This is a genomic window from Janthinobacterium sp. AD80 (assembly GCF_002878455.1).
GTDB lineage: Bacteria > Pseudomonadota > Gammaproteobacteria > Burkholderiales > Burkholderiaceae_D > Janthinobacterium.
The window spans coordinates 1-20,965 of the sequence record NZ_NRDQ01000099.1 but is presented as its reverse complement, the minus strand read 5'-3'; the positions used below and the strand labels follow the sequence as shown (position 1 = coordinate 20,965).

The following is a 20,965-nucleotide window of genomic DNA, read 5'->3' as shown; positions in this document are numbered from 1 at the left end:
ACTCTCCTTGCGTCGATTGAATCAAGATAGGAAGCGCAGCTTAAACAGGACTTAGACCCACATCAGCGCCGGCGCATGGCCTCGGCGATCTTCTGGTCCGTCTTGTACTGGCTCAGTGCATACACGGCCCAGATCGTGGCTGGCAGCCAGCCGATTACGGTAATTTGCAGGATCAGGCAAATGATGCCGGCGATCGGACGGCCGATCGTGAAAAAGGTCAGCCAGGGGAGTATCAGGGCAATCAGCAAGCGCATCGTTCGTTCCTTCAGTATGCCCCAGTGCCGCGGGGTCCGGGCCGGCATGCGCCGGCGGTCAATTCAGTCAGGTCGATTATAGCGATCGATTATAGCGATACCGGGCACCTCAAGCTGCCGCTGGCGCCAGCAGTTTCTCCATCCAGGCCAGGATGGCGGCAAAAATCGTGTCGCGGTTCACTTCATTGAAATTCTCGTGGTAGTTGGCCGGATAAAAATGGTAGTCGAGCAGGCCGTCGGGCACGCTGCGCAGCATGCTTTCCGTGGCGCGGCTGTTGGCCAGCTTGTCGTCGCCCGCCACCACGGCGAACAGGGGGAAGCGCCAGCCGGACAAGCCGCCGGCCAGCTCCTTTTGCGCCGATGTCAGGGCGTGGGCAAAGCGCACCGACGCTTCGCTGGCGCGGATGCCATCGCGCTCGTCCTGGAAATGGCGCGCCGTGATGGTCTGGTCGTGCGTCAGCAGCATGGTCAGATTCCCCAGCGGGACCTTCATCGTGGGAAAGCGCCTGGCCAGCCAGCCCGACAGCATTTGCAGCACCTTCGGCACGGGGATCGCATTCACGTAATATGGCGACGACAGAATAAAACCCTTGATGGCCGGGTCGCCCGCGAAACGCCGCAGCCCCAGGTGCGTGGCGATCAGGCCGCCCATGGAGTGGCCCATGACGAAAATTGGCAGGCCCGGATACGTGGCCTTGACCCAGGCGAGGAACAGTTCCGCGTCGTCGAGGAAGGCCTCGAACGAGGGAATGTCGACCTTGCGCTTGCCATCGTGGCCCACCATGTCAAAGCTGACCGTGGCGATGCCGTGCTGGCGGAAGTACAGCGCCGGCGTGACGTAGTCGCCCGCATGCGCCATGCCGCCGTGGATCGCCAGAATCACCGCGCGTGGCTGCCTGGGTGCTGGCGGCTGCCAGATGTGGATGGGCCGCTCGACCTGGTCGCTGCACAGCAGGCTGGCCATCTTGTCTTCAGAAAAACGCATCGCTGCTCCTGTCATGCCCTGTCACGCCTTCAGATGTTCGATCAACTGGCGCGCGTACAGGGGTAGTTCGCTGAACTGGCGTACGCAGATGGTGAGATTGCGTACCGACCAGGGATCGGATAATTCCATGCAGCGCAGCGCCATCGTCTGCTGGCAGCGGTTTGCCGCCGCCAGCGGCACCACGCTCACGCCCACGCCGCTGGCCACCATGCGGCAGACGGCATCGAAGCTGCGCAGGCGCACGCGCACCTTCAAGGGGCGGCCCAGGCGCGCCGCGTGCATGCCCAGGTACTGCTGCATCGCGCTGTCGTCGGCCAGGCCGATGAAATCGTGATCGAGCACGCTGGCAAAATCGACGACGCCATCCTGGCCCAGGGCGCGGTGATGCACGCCATCGGCCGCCGCGATCGCCACCAGCCGGTCGGGGCGGAACAAAAAAGTCTGCAAGCCGCGCATGTCGACCGAATCGGAAACGATGCCCATGTCGGCCAGTCCTTCCGAGACGGCCTTGACGATATCGTAACTGAGACGCTCTTCCAGGTCGATGGTCAGGTTCGGATGGCGGTCGAGAAAAGCACCGAGCGCCTCGGGCAAAAATTCGCTGAGCGCCGCCGTATTGCACAGCAAACGCAGCTGCCCCTTCAGGCCGCGCGCAAATTCGCCCAGCTCGCCGCGCATTTTCTCCATTTGTATGAGCACCAGGCGCGCGTGATGCAGCAGGGTCTGGCCCACCGGCGTCGGTTCCACGCCGCGCCGTCCGCGCAGCAGCAGCGGCATGCCCAGCATCTCTTCCATGCCGCGCACGCGCGCGCTGCTCGACGCCAGCGCCAGATGGCTGCGCGCGGCGCCCGCCGTCAGGCTGCCCGCTTCCACCACATTCACAAACAGCTGCAAGTCGACCAGATCAAAGCGCATGGCGCCCTCCTTTTCCGCATCTTACCAGCCTTCGCTTTTTACATAGGCTGGCTCAGGATAATCCATCTTGGCGAAATCGCGCGCGGCGCGCAAAATCCATGCAAATTTACTCTGACATAAAAAGATGGACACTTCATTTTTGCTGGCCGTCGGTGCCAGCTTCATCGTAGCTGGCTTCGTCAAGGGCGTAGTCGGACTGGGGCTGCCGACGGTGGCCATGGGCACGCTCAGCCTCGTCATGGCGCCCGTGCAGGCGGCGGCACTGCTGATCGTGCCATCGATGGTGACGAATCTCTGGCAACTGGCGGCCGGCCCCGGCCTGCGTGCCTTGTTGCGGCGCCTGTGGCCCATGCTGGCCGCCGTCATGGCCGGCACCCTGGCGGGCGGCGCCCTGCTGCCGAAGGATGGCGGTGCCTGGCCCGTCGTCGCCCTGGGCGTGGCGCTGATGCTGTACGCGCTGGCCGGCCTGTTTTCGTTGCAGCTGCGCGTGCCGGCCCGCCACGAAGCGTGGCTGGGTCCCGTGATGGGCGCCGCGACAGGTCTGGTGACGGCCGCCACCGGCGTGTTCGTGATCCCCGCCGTACCGTATCTGCAGGGACTGGGCCTGGCGCGCGACGCGCTGATACAGGCGCTGGGCATGGCGTTTACCGTCTCGACCGTGGCACTGGCGGCCAGTCTGGCCCTACATGGCGACTTCAGCCTCGGCGCGGCCGGTGCGTCCGCGTATGCGCTGCTGCCGGCCCTGGCCGGCATGCTGGCCGGTCAATGGCTGCGCGGGCGCATCTCGCAGCAGGTGTTCAAACGGTGCTTTTTTGTCGGGCTGTTCGCCCTGGGCCTGCATTCGGCGTTGAAACCATGGCTGGCTTGATGCAGATCGATTGGCACGGCGACCACGCCTTGTGCGCATGGATCGATGGCCAGCAGGTGGCTATGCTCGACATCACCAGGCATGCGCATGGCGTGGGAGTAAATATGCTGTTCGTGAAACCGCCTTTCCGGCGGCGCGGCATCGGCGGGGCGCTGCTGCGGCGCTTGTTGCACGACCATCCGTCGGCCAGCGCCGCCTGCAGCGACCCGCGGCTGCGGGCACTGCTGGAAAATACGACGGTTTAAAGTGCTCAAGGCAAGGCGCAGCGCGGCAGACAGCACGCTAGTGCGGCAACGCGCTGCAACGCCGCCATGGCTACTTTAAATACCGTAGCGCGCGCGGTAGGCGGAAACGGCTTCCTTGTGCTGCAGCAGGTCCGGATCGGCGCCAGCGCCGTTCAGGTAGCCGAACAGATCGTCCAGATTGCCGATCGAAATGACGGGAATGCCGTACTGTTTCGATACTTCCTGCACCGCCGAACTTGGCGACAGCTGGCCATCCGGGCCGGAACGCTCCATGCGGTCCAGGGCGATCAGCACGGCGCATGGCTCGGCGCCGGCGGCGCGGATCATGTCCACCGATTCGCGCACCGAGGTGCCGGCCGAGATCACATCGTCAATGATGACGACTTTGCCATGCAGCTTGGCGCCGACGATGGTGCCGCCTTCGCCATGGTCCTTGGCTTCCTTGCGGTTGAAGGCGAACGAGGTATTGCGGCCCTTGCCGGCCAGCGCCACGGCGGTGGCCGACGCCAGGGTGATGCCCTTGTAGGCGGGACCGAACAGCATGTCGAATTCCACGCCCGAATCGAGCAGCGTCTGGGCGTAGAACTGCGCCAGCTCGGCCAGGGTGGCGCCGTCATGGAACAGGCCCGCATTGAAGAAGTACGGCGAGGATCGCCCGGCCTTGGTGGTGAACTCGCCGAACCGCAAGACTCCCTTGGATACTGAAAACGCGATAAACTGCTGGCGTAAATTATTCACATTAGCCTCATTTTTTAAAAGTGCCTGTATTTTAATCCGCGCGCACCGGCGAGACAATCGCCATGCCGCGCCCGCCGGCCCCGTCCAGCGCCCTTTCACTCTCAGCCTATGCCAAAAATTATCTCCGCCAACCTGAACGGTATCCGTTCCGCCGCCAAAAAAGGCTTTTTCAACTGGATGGGCACGCAAACGGCCGATTTCATCTGCGTGCAGGAATTGAAGGCGCAGCTGCCCGACATGACGCCGGAATTCCTCAATCCGCACGGCTACCACGGCCATTTCCACTACGCCGAGAAAAAAGGCTATTCGGGCACGGGCGTGTACAGCAAGGTGGAACCGGACGCCGTGCACATCGGCTTCGGCAGCCCGGAATTCGATGCCGAAGGCCGCTATGTGCGCTGTGATTTTGGCAAGCTGTCCGTCATTTCCGTGTACTGCCCGTCCGGTTCTTCCGGCCCGGAACGCCAGGAAGCCAAGTTCCGCTTCATGGAACTGTTCCTGCCGCACCTGCTGGAACTCAAGGCGCTGGGCCGTGAAGTGGTCATCTGCGGCGACTGGAATATCGCCCACCACGAAATCGACCTGAAGAACTGGAAAGGCAACAAGAAAAATTCCGGCTTCCTGCCCGAGGAACGGGCCTGGCTGACGCGCGTCTTCGACGAAGTCGGCTTTGTCGACGTGCACCGCGGCCTGGACAAGCGCGAAGACCAGTACACGTGGTGGAGCAACCGCGGACAAGCCTACGCGAAGAACGTCGGCTGGCGCATCGACTACCACGTCGCCACGCCCGGCATCGCCGCCCAGGCGCATACGGTCAGCGTCTACAAGGACGAGCGTTTTTCCGACCATGCACCGTTGATCATCGATTACACGATCAAGGGCTGATCTTTGACACGTCGCGGGTGGTGTCGGCTTACGCGCTTCGCGCTAAGCCGACCTACGCCTGCTCTACCGTAGGTCGGATCAGGTGGGGCCGCCGAGGCCGCAGGGCCGTAATCCGACAACATTGTTGGCCGCGCCAGTGGTGGCGTCGGATTACCCGAGCGTGCGCCGGCTTTCGAAATGCCGCGCCTCGCCCGTCAAAGGGTCGATGAAATCGATGGCCCGCGCCAGCAGCTGCAAGGGCTGCGACATGTCGTCGTCCTTGCACGGCCGCGCCACCGGATAAAACGCATCGTTGACGATGGGGATGCCCAGCGACGCCAGGTGCACGCGCAGCTGGTGCTTGCGGCCCGTGTGCGGATGCAAGCGGTACAAATTCACGTCGCCGCGCCGCTCGATCACGTCGATGACGGTTTCCGAATTGGCGTCGCCCTCTTCCTCGCGCATGAGGAAAAACTTGTCGCCGTCCACCATGCGGCTGCGATATGTAAACGGGAAATCACGGCCCGCCAGCGCGGGTGCCAGCGCCTCGTACGTCTTGTGCACTTCACGGCGCTGGAACAGCGACTGGTAGGCGCCCCGGCTGGCCACCTGGCGCGAAAAAATCACCACGCCGGCCGTTTCGCGGTCGAGGCGGTGGATCGGCGTCAGGTCAGTGCTGTCGAATTTTTTCTTCAGGCGCGTCAGCAGGGTCTCCTGCACGAAGCGCCCGCCCGGCGTCATCGGTAAAAAATGCGGCTTGTCGACCACCAGCAGGTGCTCGTCCTGGAACAGAATGGCTTCCTGGAAGGGAATCGGCGTTTCCCGCTCCAGCTCGCGGTAATAAAAAATGCGCATGCCGCGCCGGTACGCGCTGTCCGGGCCCAGCACGGTGCCGTCGCCACTGACCACTTCACCGCGCGCCATGCGGTCCTGCCATTGCGCGGCGCTGATCTGCGGATAGCGTTCGACAAGGAAGGCCAGCATGCCGGACCATTGCCCTTCCGGCAGCCACAGATAGCTGGGGGCGACGCCATCACGCATGGGCAACGGTGCGGCGGTGTGGCGGCTGGACATCCTAGCGCTGCGCGATGGCGGTGCTGCGGTACGGCGGCAAGGCGTTCACGCTGACGCCCTTGCTGCGCGCGTACAGCGGCAGCACTTGCGCCATGTGGCTGTTCATCTGCGAGATGCGGTCCTTGCCCGACGGGTGCGTCGAGAGGAATTCCGGCGGCGCGCCCTTGCTCACTGCCGCCATTTTCTGCCACAGCACCACGCCGGCGCGCGGGTCGAACCCGGCACGCGCTGCCAGATCCATGCCGATCAGGTCCGCCTCGCGTTCGTCGTCGCGCGAGAATTTCAGCATCACGCCCTGCGCCGCCATATTCGTGGCGGTGCTAGTGATGCTTGGATCAACGCCGAGCCAGGCCGACAGGCCGGCGCCGGCCAGCTTGGCGCCCACGGCGGCCAGGTTGCCCTTGCCCGCCTGCGCCTGCGAGTGTTCGCGCAGCGCGTGCGAGATTTCATGGCCCATGACGATGGCCACCTCGTCGTCGGTCAGATTCAGCTTGGTGATGATGCCGCTGTAAAAAGCGATCTGCCCGCCCGGCATGCAAAAGGCGTTGACCTGGTCGGAATTGAGCAGGTTGACTTGCCAGTTCCAGCTGGCCGCCGCCTCGTTCCAGCGCGTGGCGAACGGGATGATGCGCTGGGCGATGGCGCGCAAGCGTTTGACTTGCGGGTCGCTGTCGGGCACCAGCGCATTTTTTTCTTTCGCCTCGTTGACCAGCTGCGTGTATTGCTGCTTCGACTGTTCATTGAAATCGGCGCCGCCGGCAAAGATGCGCGAAGTCGACAAAGGACGCACCTTGATGCCATCCTGGACCGTCGCCTGCTGGGCGTGGACGGACAGGGGCGCCAGCGCGGTAGCCGCGCACAGGCTGGCCAGGGCGGCGTAACGTTTAAGGGATATTGGTGCCATTGGCAGACCTCCATGGAGCGATTTTAGGCAGCATCATCATGGCCGGGAAGGCCAGGAAGAAGCAGACGATGAAAAAGGAAAACCAGCCCAGCTCTGCGACGAGAAAACCCACCGAGGCGTTGATCAGGGTGCGCGGCACGGCGCTCAGGCTGGAAAACAGCGCGTATTGCGTGGCCGTGTAGCGCGGGTCCGTGGTGCGCGACAGGAAGGCGACAAAGGCGGCCGCGCCCAGGCCCAGGCTGGCAAAGGACTCGAAACCGATCACGGCGCTGAGCAGCATGGTATTTGCCCCCACCTGCGCCAGCCAGGCGAATCCCAGAATGGCGATCGCCTGCAGCGCGCCGAAGACCCACAGGCCGCGGTTGATGCCCAGCTTGAGCATCCACACGCCGCCCACCACGCCCCCGGCCAGGCTGGCCCAGAACCCCGTGGTGTTGGCGGCCAGGCCGATCTGCGTCATGCTAAAACCCAGGTCGAGATAAAACTTCGTCGCCAGCGCCGTGGCCATGCTGTCGCCGATCTTGTAGAGTAATACGAAGGCGAGGATCCACATTGCGTTACGCCAACCATCGCGCGCGATGAATTCCTGGAACGGCAAAATGATCGCTTCGCGCATGGTCTTCGGCGGCGAACCGTAGACGGTGGGTTCCCGGATCAGCAAGGTGCACACAAGACCCGGCAGCATGAAGGCGGCCGTGATCCAGAACACGGGCTGCCACGGCATGCGGTCGGCCAGGATCAGCGACAGCGCGCCCGGTACCATGCCCGCCACTTTATACGCGTTGACGATGACGGCCGCGCCCAGTCCCTGCTCGTTGTCGCTGAGGATTTCGCGCCGGTAGGCGTCGATGACGATGTCCTGGCTGGCCGACAGAAAGGCCACGCCACCGGCGGCAGCGGCGATCAGGCCGATCTGCGTGAGCGGATCCAGCATGCCCATGGCACCGATGGAAAAGAACAGCGCCACTTGCGTGAGCGCCATCCAGCCGCGCCGGCGTCCCAGGCCCAGGATGCTGTAGCGGTCCATCAGGGGTGCCCACAGGAATTTCCAGATGTAGGGAAACTGCACCAGGGCGAACAGCCCCAGCGCTTTCACATTCAGGCCCGACTTGGCCAGCCATGCCTGCAGCAGATACAGCAGGATGAACAGGGGCAAACCGGAACTGAAGCCCAGCACCAGCACGGCCAGCATGCGGCCATTGGCATACGAGCGCCAGCCTGGCGCCGGGCTTGCGTTCATCAATGCACCGCTTTTTTACGCAGGCGGAAGACGGCCAGGTCGCCGCGCAGGTTCGGCAGCACGGAGACCATTTTGCCTTCGGCCAGGGCCACGCATTCGATCACTTCCAGGCCGCATTCCTCGGCCAGTTCGCGGAAGTCGTTGATGGTGGCGCAGCGCACGTTGGGCGTGTCGTACCACTGGTAGGGCAGCGATTTGGACACGGGCATGCGCCCTTTCAGCAGCGCCACGCGGTGCGGCCAGTAGGCGAAGTTCGGGAACGAGACGATAGCCTCGGCGCCCACGCGCACGATGTCGCGCAACAGCGGCTCGACTTGCTTCATCATCTGCAGCGAGGACAGGCACAGCACCGTGTCGAAGCTGTTGTCGCCAAAGATGGCCAGGCCCTTTTCCATGTCCTGCTGGACCACGTTGACGCCGCGCTGCGTGCTGGCCAGTACCTTGTCGTCGGCGATCTCGATACCATAGCCGCTGCACTCCTTGTCGCTTTGCAGGTACTGCAGCATCACGCCGTCGCCGCAGCCCACGTCCAGCACATGCGCATTGTCCGGCACCCAGTGGGCGATGAAGGCCAGGTCGGGGCGCAGGGCGCTCAATTCTTCAAAAGTCATGCGATCTCCTTCGCGCCCTGGCGGACGGCGGTGTTGTGTACGGCGGCGGACGTGCCCGCGGCGATGTCGTTCCATACCTGGCCATAGTAGGCGCGCACCATGTTCATATAGCGCGGGTCTTCCAGCAGGAAGGCATCATGGCCGTGCGGCGCGTCGATCTCGGCATACGTCACCTGGCGGCGGTTGCAGACGAGCGCTTCGACGATCTCGCGGCTGCGCTCGGGCGAAAAGCGCCAGTCGGTGGAGAACGAGGCGAGGAAGAACTTCGCTTTCGTGCCCGACAGGGCCTTGGCAAGGTCGCCGCCATGCGCGCGCGCCGGATCGAAATAATCGAGCGCCTTGGTGATCAATAAATACGTGTTGGCGTCGAAGTATTCGGAGAACTTGTCGCCCTGGTAGCGCAGATACGATTCGATCTCGAAGTCGATGCCGAAGCCGAACTTGTAGTCGCCAGTCTGCGCCGCGTCGCGCAGCTTGCGGCCGAATTTTTCGGCCATGTCGTCATTCGACAGATACGTGATGTGGCCCACCATGCGCGCCACGCGCAAGCCGTTCTTCGGCACCACGCCATGTGCATAAAAGTCGCCGCCACGGTAGTCGGGGTCGGACAGGATGGCCTGGCGCGCCACGTCGTTGAAGGCGATGTTTTGCGCCGACAGCTTGGCCGTCGAGGCGATCACCACGCAGTGGCGCAGGCGCTCGGGGAACATGATGCTCCACGCCAGCGCCTGCATGCCACCCAGCGAACCGCCCATCACGGCGGCGAACTGGGTGATGCCCAGCTCGTTGGCCAGGCGCGCCTGCGCGCTGACCCAGTCTTCCACCGTGACGACGGGGAAGCTGGCGCCATACGGCTTGCCGGTGGCGGGATTGGTGTGCATGGGGCCCGTCGAGCCGAAGCAGGAGCCCAGGTTGTTGACGCCGATGACAAAGAATTTATTGGTGTCGAGCGGCTTGCCGGGACCGACCATATTGTCCCACCAGCCCGTGCTTTTCGGCTCGTCCGCATACACGCCGGCCACGTGGTGCGAGGCGTTCAGGGCGTGGCAGACCAGCACCGCGTTCGATTTGTCGGCGTTCAGGGTGCCGTAGGTTTCATACATCAACATATAGTCCTGCAGCGATGCGCCGCTTTGCAGCTGCAGGGGTTCCGCAAAGTACATGGTTTGCGGTGAAACGATTCCAATGGATGACATGTGTGTCGGTTTATAAAGGGGGTGGCCCCACGGGCCATGGTCGATGCAGCACCGCGATGATAGGTGCTGCAACTTTAACACCAGGACACATCATGCCGCGCGCGATGTGTCCTGATGCTGTTGAAGTGACAGTTTACATGAGCTGCAGTTGCTGGACAGCTTCCGCGATCACATTTGGCTCCATCGAACGCATAATTTTGCGCATTTGTGGTGCGATCAGCCCCAGGTCGCTGTTGAGGATCTCTTGCTTGACCGCCAACAGTTGCGCCGGGTGCATGGAAAACTCGCGCAAGCCCATGCCCAGCAGCAAGCGCGTGAGCTTCACGTCGCCTGCCATCTCGCCGCAGACGGCCACGTCGATGCCCGCCTTGTGGCCGGCGGCGATCGTCATGGAGATCAATTGCAGCACGGCCGGATGCAGCGGATTGTACAAATGCGCCACTTCGTAATCGACCCTGTCGATGGCCAAGGTGTACTGGATCAGGTCATTCGTGCCGATCGACAGGAAATCCATGCGCTTGACGAACATGGGCAGCGCCAGCGCGGCGGCGGGAATCTCGATCATGGCGCCCACTTCGACTTCGTCGTCGAACTTGACGCCCTCCTCGCGCAGGCTGGCCTTGGCTTGCGCGATCATGGCCAGCGACTGGTCGATTTCGAAAGCATGCGCCAGCATGGGGATCAGGATGCGCACCTTGCCAAAGGCGGAGGCGCGCAGGATGGCCCGCAGCTGTGTGAGGAACAATTGCGGCTCGGCCAGGCAATAGCGGATGGCGCGCAGGCCCAGGGCGGGATTCAAGGCCGTATGGTCGGCCTGGTCGAGCGGCTTGTCGGCGCCGATGTCGAGCGTGCGGATGGTGACCACCCGGCCCTTCATCGACTGCACCGTGTTGCGGTAGGCCTCGAACTGCTCGTCCTCGGTGGGAATCTTGTGGGCACGCCCCATGAACAGGAATTCCGAGCGGAACAGGCCCACGCCGCTGGCGCCGGACTCCAGGGCGAACGGGCAATCCTCGGGCAATTCGATATTCGCCAGCAGGGTGATGGGCGTGCCGCACTTGGTGACGGCCGGCGTCTTTTTCAGCTTGCCCAGCTTTTTGCGCGCGCGCTGCATGGCCGTCTGGCGCTCGCGGTACTGCTCCAGCACCAGGGCGCTGGGATTGGCGATGACCACGCCGGCGTCGCCATCGATGATCAGCCAGTCGTCCTGGTCGATCAGCATCGAGGCCTGCGACATGCCGACGGCGGCGGGAATATCCAGGCTGCGCGCGACGATGGCCGTGTGCGAGTTCTGTCCGCCCACGTCTGTGATGAAGCCGATGAAGGAGCGGTCGCGGAACTGCAGCATGTCGGCCGGCGAGATGTCGTGCGCGACAACGATCATCTGCGCCATCAATTCATCTTCGGCGGCCGCCTTGGGCAGCAGCTGTTCCGTGCCCAGCAAGACTTTCAACACGCGTTCGGCCACTTGCTGGATGTCGGCCTTGCGCTCGCGCAGATACGGGTCTTCGATTTCATCGAACTGCGCCGACAATTCATCGATCTGCGTCAGCAGCGCCCACTCGGCGTTGTAATGGCGCTTGCGGATGATGTCGAGCGGCGCCTCGGAAATCATCGGGTCGGACAGGATCAGCGCGTGCACGTCAATGAAGGCGCCCAGCTCCGTGGGCGCATCCTTGGGCAGTTCGTTCCACAGGGTTTGCAGTTCCTTGTGGACGGTGGCGATGGCGCTTTGCAGGCGCTGGACTTCGGCTTCGATCTGTTCCTGGGCGACCAGGTAATGTTTGACGTCAAGGGCGGCCGGCGCCAGCAGATGCGCGCGGCCAATGGCGATGCCGCGGGAAACCGGGATGCCGTGGAGCGTGAAAGATGCCATGGGTTGACCTGTCGGAATGCGGCTGCGGCTGCGTTCGGCGGGCATTACTCGCCTTCGCCAAACCTGTCATTAATCAGGGCGGTCAATGCATCGACACATGCCTGTTCATCATCGCCGTCCGCTTCCAGGGTCACTTTCGCGCCCTTTCCGGCGGCCAGCATCATCACGCCCATGATGGATTTGGCGTTGATGCGGCGCGCGTTGCGGGTCAGCCAGACATCGCTCTTGAACTTGGCGGCCAACTGGGTGAATTTGGCGGAAGCGCGTGCGTGCAGTCCCAGCTTGTTGATGATTTCGAGTTCTTTTTGAATCATTTTTGTATAGTCTCTATCCCTGAATGCACTGCGTTGATGACCGCCCTGGCCGATAAAATCCGCCGCCTTCAGGGCGGCGGCCATGATTGTTTCCCTACTCGCCCACGCGAATGCGGTTGTCGACGCGCACGGCGCCGCTCTGCGCACCGGCCAGCGCCATCTCCACCACCACGTCAAGCGAGTCACGGCGATAGGTGATGGCGCGCAGCAGCATCGGCAGGCTGATACCGGCGATGACTTCCACGCGCCCCGCATCGGCCAGCTTGTTGCAGCAGTTCGATGGCGTGCCGCCCTTCACATCGGTAATCACCAGCACGCCGGAACCATCGTCAAGGCGGCAGATGGCTTCCGATGCCAGCTTTTGCACTTCGGCCAGGTCCTGGTCGGCGACGACGTCGATGGCTTCAAAGCGTTCCGTTGGCCCGCGAAACACATGCGCGCAGGCGGCGATGAAAGCCTGCCCCAGCGGTGCGTGTGTCATGAGCAAAATCCCTACCATATGCATTTCACCTTGTTATTGTTGCCGGTCGCCGCTTAACGCTGCTGCGTCTGCGCAACGCCATGCTCGACGGCGTCGATAAACATGGCGGCCACGTCAAAACCGGTCTGCTGCATGATTTCCTGGAAACAGGTCGGACTGGTGACGTTGACCTCCGTCAGGTAGTCACCGATCACGTCCAATCCTACCAGCATCAGGCCGCGCGCGGCCAGGATCGGGCCCAGCTTTTCAGCGATTTCCAGGTCGCGCGCCGTCAATGGCTGCGCCACGCCCGTGCCGCCGGCGGCCAGGTTGCCGCGCACTTCGCCCGCTTGCGGGATGCGCGCCAGCGAAAACGGCACCGGTTTGCCGCCGATGACGAGGATGCGCTTGTCGCCCTTGACGATGTCGGCGATGAAGCGCTGCGCCATGATGGTCTGCGCGCCGTTCTCGCTCAAGGTCTCGATGATGGCGCCCAGGTTCAGGCCGTCGGCCTTGACGCGGAAGATGCCCGTGCCGCCCATGCCGTCGAGCGGCTTGAAGATGACGTCCTGGTGCTTGGCGTGGAAGGCGCGCAGGCGCGCTTCGTTCGACGTCACCAGGGTGGGCGAAGTGAATTCGGAAAACTGCGCGATGGCCAGCTTTTCATTGTTGTCGCGGATGGCGGACGGCTTGTTGAAGACGCAGGCGCCCTGCTTTTCCGCCAGTTCCAGCAGATACGTGCCGTACACATATTCCATATCGAACGGCGGGTCCTTGCGCTCGATGATGGCGTCCAGCGCCGACAGCCGCACTTCTTCCGTGGAAACGACCTTGTACCAGTCGTGCTCGTCACCGGTCAGCTCGATGTGCTTGACCAGTGCCGTGACGATGCCCTCTTCCAGCGCCATATCCTTCTGTTCGAAGGCGTACACGGCGTGGCCGCGTTTGGCCGCCTCGCGCATCATGGCGAAGGTGGAATCTTTGTAAGTCTTGAAGCCTGCCAGCGGGTCGGCGAGGAATGCAATTTTCATGAGTCGGTCCAATCGGGGTGCCTGGGTAATGCCTGATTCTAGCCGAGATCGCCAGGCGGGGTTTTCAGCCCGCCCGGCAAGTCTCATTGGTGGCTCAATACACCTCGGGATTCGGGTCCGTGCGCTCCATTTCCAGCGACGCGGCCAGCAAGGCCAGGCGCGCCACCACGCCATACACGTAGAAGCGGTTCGGCGCGGCCGTGCCCGGCTTGGCCTTCAAGTCCGGCACGGCATGCTGCTGGGCAAAGGCCAGCGGCACGTACTGCGAGCCGGGCGCGTTCAGGTTCTGGTCCACGCCTTTTTCCGCGTGCACGCGGTAGAAGCCGCCCACCACGTAGCGGTCGATCATGTAGACGACAGGTTCGGCCACCGCATCCTTGATGCTTTCAAAGGTCGGCACGCCTTCCTGGATGATGACGTCGGTGACGACCTTGCCGTCCTTGACGATGGACATCTTGTCGCGCTGCTTGCGCGACAGATCGCGCACTTCGCTGGCGTCGCGCACGGTCATGATGCCGGTGCCATACGTGCCCGCATCGGGCTTGACGATGACGAACGGCTTTTCCTTGATGCCGTATTCCTTGTATTTCTTGCGGATCTTGGCCAGCAGCACGTCGACGCTGGCGGCAAGCGCGTCTTCGCCCTCGCCTTCCTGGAAATTGACGTCGCTGCACTTGGCGTGGAAGGGGTTGAGCATCCACGGATCGACATCGATCATCTTGCCGAACTTTTTCACCACTTCATCGTAGGCCGTGTAGTGGTTGCTCTTGCGGCGCAATGCCCAGCCCGCGTGCAAAGGCGGCAGCAGGCTTTGCTCATGGATATTTTGCAAGATATCGGGAATGCCATCCGACAAGTCGTTATTCAGCAGGATGGTGCACGGATCGAAATCCTTCAAACCCAGGCGACGGCCATTGTTCAGGCGCACGAGGGGTTCGATGACGAGCATGTTGCCGTCGGGCAGCGCCAACGGTGTCGGCTGGGTAATTTCCGGCGACCAGGAGCCGAAGCGCACGTGCAAGCCCGTCTGGCGGAAGATCTGCATCAATCGCGCCACGTTCTGCAGATATTGCGGCGTGGTGTTGTGCAATTCCGGCACGATCAGCAAGTTGCGGGCGTCCGGGCAATACTTGTCGATGGCGGCCATGGCCGCTTGCACGGACAGGGGCAGCATTTCCGTGGCCAGGTTATGGAAACCGCCGGGGAACAGATTGGTATCGACGGGCGCCAGCTTGTAGCCGGCGTTGCGCAAATCGACTGAGCAATAGAAGGGCGGCGTGTGCTCTTGCCACTCCATGCGGAACCAGCGCTCAATGGCCGGCGTCGCGGCCAGAATCTTTTTTTCGAGGTCGAGCAGCGGTCCGGTCAGGGCCGTGACGAGATGGGGAACCATAGTTACATCCTTAAATTATGTGCAGTAATCGAAAAGCACACAGACTGCCGACTATATTACCGTGTAAGTACCCCAAATCGGGGCAAAAGCCTTGTTTTAAAGACCTTTTCCATTCGCATAACGAAAAAAAGGCGCCTCGATGAGGCGCCTTTTCAAGCAAAACAACGCTGGCACGCTACGCCGGGGGGGGCGGCGTGCCAGAAAATCAACACTTAACCATGATATGCCTGCTCGCCGTGACTGGTGATATCGAGGCCTTCGCGCTCTTCTTCTTCCGGTACGCGCAGGCCGATGACGACGTCGACCAGTTTATAGGCGATGACGGAAACCACGGCCGACCAGATGATGGTGGTGCCGACAGCCTGCGCCTGCACCCACACCTGATGGCCGATCGAGTACGGGTCAGCCGACATCTTGTTGGTCACATAATCGAAGATGCCCTGGCCGCCCAGTTGTGGCGCGGCAAAGACGCCCGTCAGCAAGGCACCGAGGATACCGCCCACGCCATGCACGCCGAACACGTCGAGCGAATCGTCGGCGCCGATCAGGCGTTTCAGGCCATTCACGCCCCACAGGCAGACGATACCGGCCAGCAAGCCGATGACCAGGCCGCCCATCGGGCCGACGAAACCGGCGGCCGGGGTGATCGCCACCAGGCCGGCAACGGCACCGGAAGCGCCGCCGAGCATGGAAGGCTTGCCCTTGGTGATCCACTCGCCGAAGACCCACGACAGGGTAGCGGCGGCCGTGGCCAGCAGGGTGTTGACGAATGCCAGGGCGGCAACGTCGCCCGCTTCCAGCGAGGAGCCGGCATTGAAACCGAACCAGCCCACCCACAGCAGGGAAGCGCCGATCATGGTCATCGTCAGCGAATGCGGCGCCATCGATTCACGGCCATAGCCGACGCGCTTGCCGATCATCACGGCGCCCACCAGGCCGGCGATAGCGGCATTGATGTGCACCACGGTGCCGCCGGCGAAGTCCAGCGCGCCTTTTTGCCAGATCCAGCCAGCCTTGGCCGCTTCCGTCGCGGCGGTTGCCGCATCGGTAATCAGGTCAGGACCGGTCCAGAACCAGACCATGTGGGCCGCTGGCAGGTAGGCAAAGGTGAACCACAGCACGATGAAGGCCAGCACGGCGGAAAACTTGGCGCGTTCGGCAAAGGCGCCGACGATCAGCGAGCAGGTAATCGCGGCAAACGTGCCCTGGAAGGCGACAAAGACGAACTCGGGAATGACGACGCCCTTGCTGAAGGTGGCGGCGGCGGCAAACGTGCCTTTCACCGGATCCCAGATGCCATTCAGGAACAGGCGGTCGAAGCCACCGAAGAACGCGGTTTTTTCCGTGAAGGCGACCGAATAGCCATAGATGCACCACAGCACCACGACCAGGGCAAACACCATGAACACTTGCATCAGCACGGACAGCATGTTCTTCGAGCGCACCAGGCCGCCGTAAAACAGGGCCAGGCCGGGGATCGTCATCAGGATCACCAGCAAGGTGGAAATCATCATGAAACTGGTGTCGCCCTTGTTGGCGACGGGCGCGGCCGCTGGGGCCGGTGCCGCGGCAGCAGGTGCAGGAGCAGGCGCTGCTGCTGCCGGTGCGACGGCAGGCGCGGCTGCGTCAGGCGCAGGTGTCACGGCAGGGGTGGCGACGGCCGCCGTCGCTGCCGCGTCCGGTTTGGCCGGCGCATCGGCAAAACTGGGGGCGGCGACGCCAAACGCACACAGACAGGCAAACCCAGCTAGCAATTTTGTTATATTTTTACGCATCAATATTCCCCTTAGAGCGCTTCGTTGCCGGTTTCACCGGTACGGATGCGGATGACTTGTTCCAGGTTGTAGACGAAAATCTTGCCATCGCCGATTTTACCGGTACGCGCGGCGCCTTCGATCGCCTCGATGGCCTGGTCGACGATGGCGTCATCGACAGCCGCTTCAATTTTGGTTTTCGGCAGGAAATCGACGACATACTCGGCGCCACGGTACAGTTCCGTGTGGCCTTTCTGGCGGCCAAAACCCTTCACTTCCGTGACGGTAATGCCTTGCACATTGATAGCCGACAAGGCTTCGCGCACTTCATCGAGTTTGAACGGTTTAATGATTGCAGTAATCATTTTCATGGCAGTCTCGCTTAAAAGGTTTTAGAAACAGTCAATACGAGGCCGAGCTTCGCCAGATTCTTGCCGTTAGGCGCCAGCGACGTGATGTCGGCGCGGACGGCAGCGAGCGACACGGTGGCGATACCCGGGAAATCCTTGGTCACGCCCAGTTTGTAGTCGTAATAGCTGAGCGAGCTGTTGTGCTTGACGCTTTGATGGCCCACGTGCAGGTTGAAGGTGTAGTCGTCATACAGTGGGACGTTCAGGCCGGCATCGATATAGCCGCTGTTTTTGCTGTCGGCCACGCCGAACAGATTGGTCGTCGAGTGCGAATACTTGATGTAGGCGGGACCGAAACCCACCTGGCCATACAATTCAAAGGTATTGGCGTTCGTGCTCAGGCCATTCGATGGGTAGAAGTAATACAGGCCGCCCACATCGTAAGTGATCCCCGGCGCAAATTCGCCACGCTTGCCGCCATACACATCCCATTCCACGTTCGTATCGCCGCCGCCATCCTTGATCCATTTGATGCTCGACAGCCAGGTGCCCGCATACAGGCCGGTCGGGTTATGGGTATAGTCGGCGCCGCCGCTGATGGCTGGCTTGAGACGGGTTTGCGACAGGCCACGGTAGCGGTAGTCGCTGGTCAGCGCCACGTTATAGCTCACCACGTTATCGGGCACCGCTTCGGCAGCAGCGGGGGCCGCCACCACTTCCTCGGCCATGGCGCTGCCGCACAAGGCGGTCATGGCCAATGTCAACGCTGCTGCTAAAGTCATGTTCTTGGACAGATTCTTCATGGCGATTCCCTTTTATTGAACTTTTAAAGCGGTTGAGGTTTAAAATCTTGGCTGGAGATCACAAAGCGTTCATAACCTTCTTTAGCAGAATACGTGCCAGCTCTTTGTCACCTTGACAGCGGCATTTCCGCCCACACATACCCTGCAAGCCTCTGGGCATGCGGATCGGCACTGCTAAAACGTTGTGGATTTGCCCAGTTTCGCACCAGATTAACGCCGCTGTGCACCGCAATGGTGCGATGCACAGGCCGCACCATAAAAGGACTGACCATGGACATGAATACCTTCTTTAACGACCTGCAAGGCAAGATTCACCAAGCCATCGAAAACTCGCCTGCCAAGGATATCGAGAAGAACGTGAAATCGATGATGACCCAGGGCTTCGCCCGCCTGGATCTGGTCACGCGCGAGGAATTCGATATCCAGGCGCAAGTCCTGGCCAAGACCCGCGCCAAGCTCGATGCACTGGAATTGCGCGTGATTGAACTGGAAACGCGTTTGAACGAGACCAAAGCGTAAAAGATGGTGCGGCAGGGCGCCGTTATCGGCCGCCTTGCTGGCGCACCTCAAGCCGCGAGCCTGTTCAAGGGCTAGACTGATCCTGCCCGCGCCTGCGGTGCAGGGGAATCTGATGAGCCTGGCAGTCCTGAAAAGCCGCGCCCTGGCCGGCATGGAGGCGCCCGAGGTGAACGTCGAAGTCCACCTTGCCAATGGCTTGCCGTCCTTTACGATTGTCGGCCTGCCGGATACGGAAGTGAAGGAATCGCGCGACCGCGTGCGGGCCGCACTGCAAAACTGCGGCTTTGAAATGCCGGCGCGGCGCATCACGGCCAACCTGGCGCCGGCGGATCTGCCCAAGGAATCCGGGCGTTTCGACTTGCCCATCGCCTTGGGCATCCTGGCCGCCTCCGGCCAAATGCCGGGGGACCAATTCCACCTGTATGAATTCGCGGGCGAACTGTCGCTGTCAGGCCAGTTGCGTCCCATTCGCGGCGCGCTGGCCATGACGTTCGCCATGCAGCGCGACAAGACTGGCGCAGCGCGCGCCTTCATCCTGCCGCAGGCGAATGCCGACGAAGCCGCCTTGGTCAGCGCGGCCTGTATCTATCCCGCGCACAGCTTGCTCGAGGTATGCGCCCACTTCGCCGTGCACGATCGCCAGGCGGCCCTGCAGCGTCACCAGCCCACGCTGGCTCCGCCTGCTTTTTCATATCCCGACTTTGCCGATGTACAAGGCCAACAGCAGGCGCGGCGGGCACTGGAAGTGGCGGCTGCCGGCGGCCACAATGTCCTGATGATCGGTCCGCCCGGTGCCGGCAAGACCATGCTGGCCAGCCGTTTTCCCGGCGTGCTGCCGCCGATGAGCGACGAAGAAGCGCTGGAATCGGCGGCCGTGCACTCGCTGGGCGGCCATTTCAAGGTGGAGCACTGGAAACGCCGCCCCTACCGCGCACCGCACCAGACAGCATCCGGCGTGGCCCTGGTCGGTGGCGGCAATGTGCCGCGGCCCGGTGAAATCTCGCTGGCGCATTGCGGCGTGCTGTTTCTCGATGAAATCGCCGAGTTCAACCGCAGGGTACTCGATGTGCTGCGCCAGCCGCTGGAATCCGGGTTCATCACCATTTCCCGCGCGGCCCGCCAGGCCGAGTTTCCCGCCCGCTTTCAACTCATCGCCGCCATGAATCCCTGTCCCTGCGGCTATCTTGGCCACGTTTCGGGCCGCTGCCGCTGCACGCCCGATGCCATCCTGCGCTACCACAGCCGGCTGTCGGGACCGCTGCTCGACCGCATCGACTTGCAGATCGAAGTGGCCGCCCTGCCCGTCAGCACCTTGGGGCGCCGTGCAGTTGCGGACGAAGGCACGCCGCAGATTGCCGCACGGGTAGCTGCAGCGTTCGCCTTGCAACTGGCGCGTCAGGGAAAAGCCAATCAGCGCCTGAGCAATATGGAGATCGAACAGCATTGCCAGCTGGAAGTACATGGCGAGCGTCTGCTGCATGGCGCCACGCAGCGCCTGCACTGGTCGGCACGCACTTATCACCGGGTCTTGCGCGTGGCCCGCAGCATTGCTGACTTGGCCGATAGCCGCGCGATTACCCATCCGCATATTGCCGAAGCGATTCAATACCGGCGCGTACTGCAAGAAAGTTAGGCACAGCTGTTGCGCATTGCATGCACACGATTGCACGTGGCGGGCGGCACTGCTACCATCTGCTGATGAAAAAAACATCACTTGGCACCTTCTTTGTCACCTTGGCCGCTGCCGGCGTCCTGTCCGCCTGCAGCCCCAAGTTTGACTGGCGCGACTATCGCAGCCCTGATGCGCAGTTCACGGCACTGTTTCCAGGCAAGCCATCCGTTCTGACACGTGAAATCGACCTCGATGGCAAGAAAATCAGCCTGACCATGACAGCCAGCGAAGTGGACGGCAGCACCTTTGCCATCGGCAGCGCCATCCTCGACAGCTCGGAGCAGGCGCAAGCGGCCCTGCCCGCCATGAAGACGGCATTGCTGAAGAATATCAATGGCACGGTGCGCAGCGAAAAAATGGCGACGGCGGCCAGCAGCACGCCGGCCGGCACACGCCAGCGCAGCGCGCTGAGCATGGAGGCGACAGGCACGCAGCAAGGCAAGCCGGTCTTGCTGGTCGGCCGCTTCGTGGCACAGGACAAGCACATCGTCCAGATCATCATCCTTGGCGAAGAAAGCAAGCTGTCGCGTGAAACCATCGATACCTTCATAGACTCGGTCAAACTGGACTGAGACTTAACGATCACTTAAAAAGAGAGCCGCCCGCAAGCCGGGCTCTTGTAAATTGGTGCGCTGTCCAACAGATGGCTATATCCCGCTTGCAAATGGGCAAGCTGGGCAATCGGACGGCCTGTGTGACAATTCAAGTCGTGATATTGTTTCGACACCAACAACAAGTTTCAGAAAGTTCCTATGCTGATCTCTTTCAAATCCAAATCCTCCCCTCCCGTCATGATGTACCAGGAACATGCCCAGCGCATCCTCGACATCTTGCACAAGAGCGCGCGCGGCGTCATCACTCCGGCGGAAGCGGGCGAAGCACTGGCTTTGCTGGAAAAG

At 62.2% G+C, this 20,965-nt stretch carries 24 protein-coding genes; 7 read left to right on the top strand and 17 right to left on the bottom strand.

Features of this window, described 5'->3' with window-relative positions:
- Positions 1-62: 62 nt before the first annotated feature.
- The 3 genes from JaAD80_RS19015 to JaAD80_RS19005 all read right to left on the bottom strand — a co-directional run bounded on the left by JaAD80_RS19015 (position 63) and on the right by JaAD80_RS19005 (position 2,154).
- Positions 63-254: a YqaE/Pmp3 family membrane protein gene (locus JaAD80_RS19015; protein WP_010393172.1), complete on the bottom strand. Its 192-nt coding sequence runs from the start codon at positions 252-254 to the stop codon at positions 63-65.
- A gap of 109 nt (positions 255-363) precedes the next feature.
- Positions 364-1,239 carry an alpha/beta fold hydrolase gene (locus tag JaAD80_RS19010; RefSeq protein ID WP_102296335.1) on the bottom strand — a complete coding sequence of 292 codons (876 nt, stop codon included), beginning with the start codon at positions 1,237-1,239 and terminating at the stop codon, positions 364-366.
- 21 nt (positions 1,240-1,260) lie between these two features.
- A complete protein-coding gene (locus JaAD80_RS19005) occupies positions 1,261-2,154 on the bottom strand; it encodes a LysR substrate-binding domain-containing protein (RefSeq protein WP_102296333.1) in 894 nt (297 codons plus the stop codon).
- 124 nt (positions 2,155-2,278) lie between these two features.
- Between JaAD80_RS19005 and JaAD80_RS19000 the strand changes: the two genes are divergently transcribed.
- Together JaAD80_RS19000 and JaAD80_RS18995 are read left to right on the top strand one after the other, a co-directional pair.
- On the top strand, positions 2,279-3,022 hold the full coding sequence (locus JaAD80_RS19000; protein ID WP_102296331.1) for a sulfite exporter TauE/SafE family protein: 744 nt from the start codon (positions 2,279-2,281) through the stop codon (positions 3,020-3,022).
- Complete coding sequence (locus JaAD80_RS18995) at positions 3,022-3,267, top strand: GNAT family N-acetyltransferase (protein ID WP_180979478.1); 246 nt, start codon at positions 3,022-3,024, stop codon at positions 3,265-3,267. The genes JaAD80_RS19000 and JaAD80_RS18995 overlap by 1 nt, the downstream gene beginning before the upstream one ends.
- A gap of 75 nt (positions 3,268-3,342) precedes the next feature.
- On the opposite strand, the gene pyrE is transcribed toward JaAD80_RS18995, so the two are convergent.
- Positions 3,343-4,005, bottom strand: coding sequence for an orotate phosphoribosyltransferase (gene pyrE / locus JaAD80_RS18990; RefSeq protein WP_102296327.1), 663 nt, complete (start codon positions 4,003-4,005; stop codon positions 3,343-3,345).
- A 108-nt stretch (positions 4,006-4,113) separates the two neighbouring features.
- On the opposite strand from pyrE, the gene JaAD80_RS18985 reads away from it, so the two are divergent.
- Positions 4,114-4,890: an exodeoxyribonuclease III gene (locus JaAD80_RS18985; RefSeq protein WP_102296326.1), complete on the top strand. Its 777-nt coding sequence runs from the start codon at positions 4,114-4,116 to the stop codon at positions 4,888-4,890.
- 150 nt (positions 4,891-5,040) lie between these two features.
- Here JaAD80_RS18985 and JaAD80_RS18980 read toward each other — a convergent pair whose 3' ends face one another.
- The 13 genes from JaAD80_RS18980 to JaAD80_RS18920 form a co-directional block, all read right to left on the bottom strand.
- Positions 5,041-5,910 (bottom strand): RluA family pseudouridine synthase, encoded by an 870-nt coding sequence (locus JaAD80_RS18980; protein ID WP_180979477.1) that lies wholly within the window; start codon positions 5,908-5,910, stop codon positions 5,041-5,043.
- Positions 5,911-5,944: 34 nt separating this feature from the next.
- Entirely contained in the window at positions 5,945-6,847 is a 903-nt protein-coding gene (locus JaAD80_RS18975) for a M48 family metallopeptidase (protein ID WP_102296322.1), read from the bottom strand.
- On the bottom strand, positions 6,828-8,087 hold the full coding sequence (locus tag JaAD80_RS18970) for an AmpG family muropeptide MFS transporter (RefSeq protein WP_102296320.1): 1,260 nt from the start codon (positions 8,085-8,087) through the stop codon (positions 6,828-6,830). Before JaAD80_RS18970 ends, JaAD80_RS18975 begins: the two co-directional genes overlap by 20 nt.
- Positions 8,087-8,698 (bottom strand): methionine biosynthesis protein MetW, encoded by a 612-nt coding sequence (gene metW / locus JaAD80_RS18965; RefSeq protein WP_102296319.1) that lies wholly within the window; start codon positions 8,696-8,698, stop codon positions 8,087-8,089. Before metW ends, JaAD80_RS18970 begins: the two co-directional genes overlap by 1 nt.
- Entirely contained in the window at positions 8,695-9,894 is a 1,200-nt protein-coding gene (locus JaAD80_RS18960) for a homoserine O-acetyltransferase (RefSeq protein ID WP_102296317.1), read from the bottom strand. The genes metW and JaAD80_RS18960 overlap by 4 nt, the downstream gene beginning before the upstream one ends.
- Positions 9,895-10,027: 133 nt before the next feature.
- Positions 10,028-11,770: a phosphoenolpyruvate--protein phosphotransferase gene (ptsP, locus tag JaAD80_RS18955; protein ID WP_046683536.1), complete on the bottom strand. Its 1,743-nt coding sequence runs from the start codon at positions 11,768-11,770 to the stop codon at positions 10,028-10,030.
- Between the two features lie 44 nt (positions 11,771-11,814).
- Complete coding sequence (locus tag JaAD80_RS18950; RefSeq protein WP_092803603.1) at positions 11,815-12,084, bottom strand: HPr family phosphocarrier protein; 270 nt, start codon at positions 12,082-12,084, stop codon at positions 11,815-11,817.
- A 94-nt stretch (positions 12,085-12,178) separates the two neighbouring features.
- Positions 12,179-12,583, bottom strand: a complete 405-nt coding sequence (locus JaAD80_RS18945; protein WP_131376741.1) for a PTS sugar transporter subunit IIA — start codon at positions 12,581-12,583, stop codon at positions 12,179-12,181.
- 35 nt (positions 12,584-12,618) lie between these two features.
- On the bottom strand, positions 12,619-13,575 hold the full coding sequence (gene gshB, locus JaAD80_RS18940) for a glutathione synthase (protein ID WP_102296315.1): 957 nt from the start codon (positions 13,573-13,575) through the stop codon (positions 12,619-12,621).
- A gap of 94 nt (positions 13,576-13,669) precedes the next feature.
- On the bottom strand, positions 13,670-14,968 hold the full coding sequence (gene gshA / locus JaAD80_RS18935; RefSeq protein ID WP_070222828.1) for a glutamate--cysteine ligase: 1,299 nt from the start codon (positions 14,966-14,968) through the stop codon (positions 13,670-13,672).
- A gap of 212 nt (positions 14,969-15,180) precedes the next feature.
- On the bottom strand, positions 15,181-16,743 hold the full coding sequence (locus JaAD80_RS18930; protein WP_102296313.1) for an ammonium transporter: 1,563 nt from the start codon (positions 16,741-16,743) through the stop codon (positions 15,181-15,183).
- Between the two features lie 11 nt (positions 16,744-16,754).
- Entirely contained in the window at positions 16,755-17,093 is a 339-nt protein-coding gene (locus tag JaAD80_RS18925) for a P-II family nitrogen regulator (RefSeq protein ID WP_010393464.1), read from the bottom strand.
- Positions 17,094-17,104: 11 nt separating this feature from the next.
- Positions 17,105-17,875: a TorF family putative porin gene (locus JaAD80_RS18920; protein ID WP_102296312.1), complete on the bottom strand. Its 771-nt coding sequence runs from the start codon at positions 17,873-17,875 to the stop codon at positions 17,105-17,107.
- A gap of 270 nt (positions 17,876-18,145) precedes the next feature.
- Here JaAD80_RS18920 and JaAD80_RS18915 point away from each other — a divergent pair, with 270 nt between their 5' ends.
- The 4 genes from JaAD80_RS18915 to JaAD80_RS18900 form a co-directional block, all read left to right on the top strand.
- Complete coding sequence (locus JaAD80_RS18915) at positions 18,146-18,394, top strand: accessory factor UbiK family protein (RefSeq protein ID WP_102296310.1); 249 nt, start codon at positions 18,146-18,148, stop codon at positions 18,392-18,394.
- Positions 18,395-18,506: 112 nt separating this feature from the next.
- Positions 18,507-20,027, top strand: a complete 1,521-nt coding sequence (locus JaAD80_RS18910; protein WP_102296309.1) for a YifB family Mg chelatase-like AAA ATPase — start codon at positions 18,507-18,509, stop codon at positions 20,025-20,027.
- A gap of 65 nt (positions 20,028-20,092) precedes the next feature.
- Positions 20,093-20,638, top strand: coding sequence for a hypothetical protein (locus tag JaAD80_RS18905; protein WP_258003085.1), 546 nt, complete (start codon positions 20,093-20,095; stop codon positions 20,636-20,638).
- A 180-nt stretch (positions 20,639-20,818) separates the two neighbouring features.
- Positions 20,819-20,965: DUF1840 family protein (locus tag JaAD80_RS18900; RefSeq protein WP_146012426.1), on the top strand; the 147-nt coding region annotated here is incomplete at its 3' end.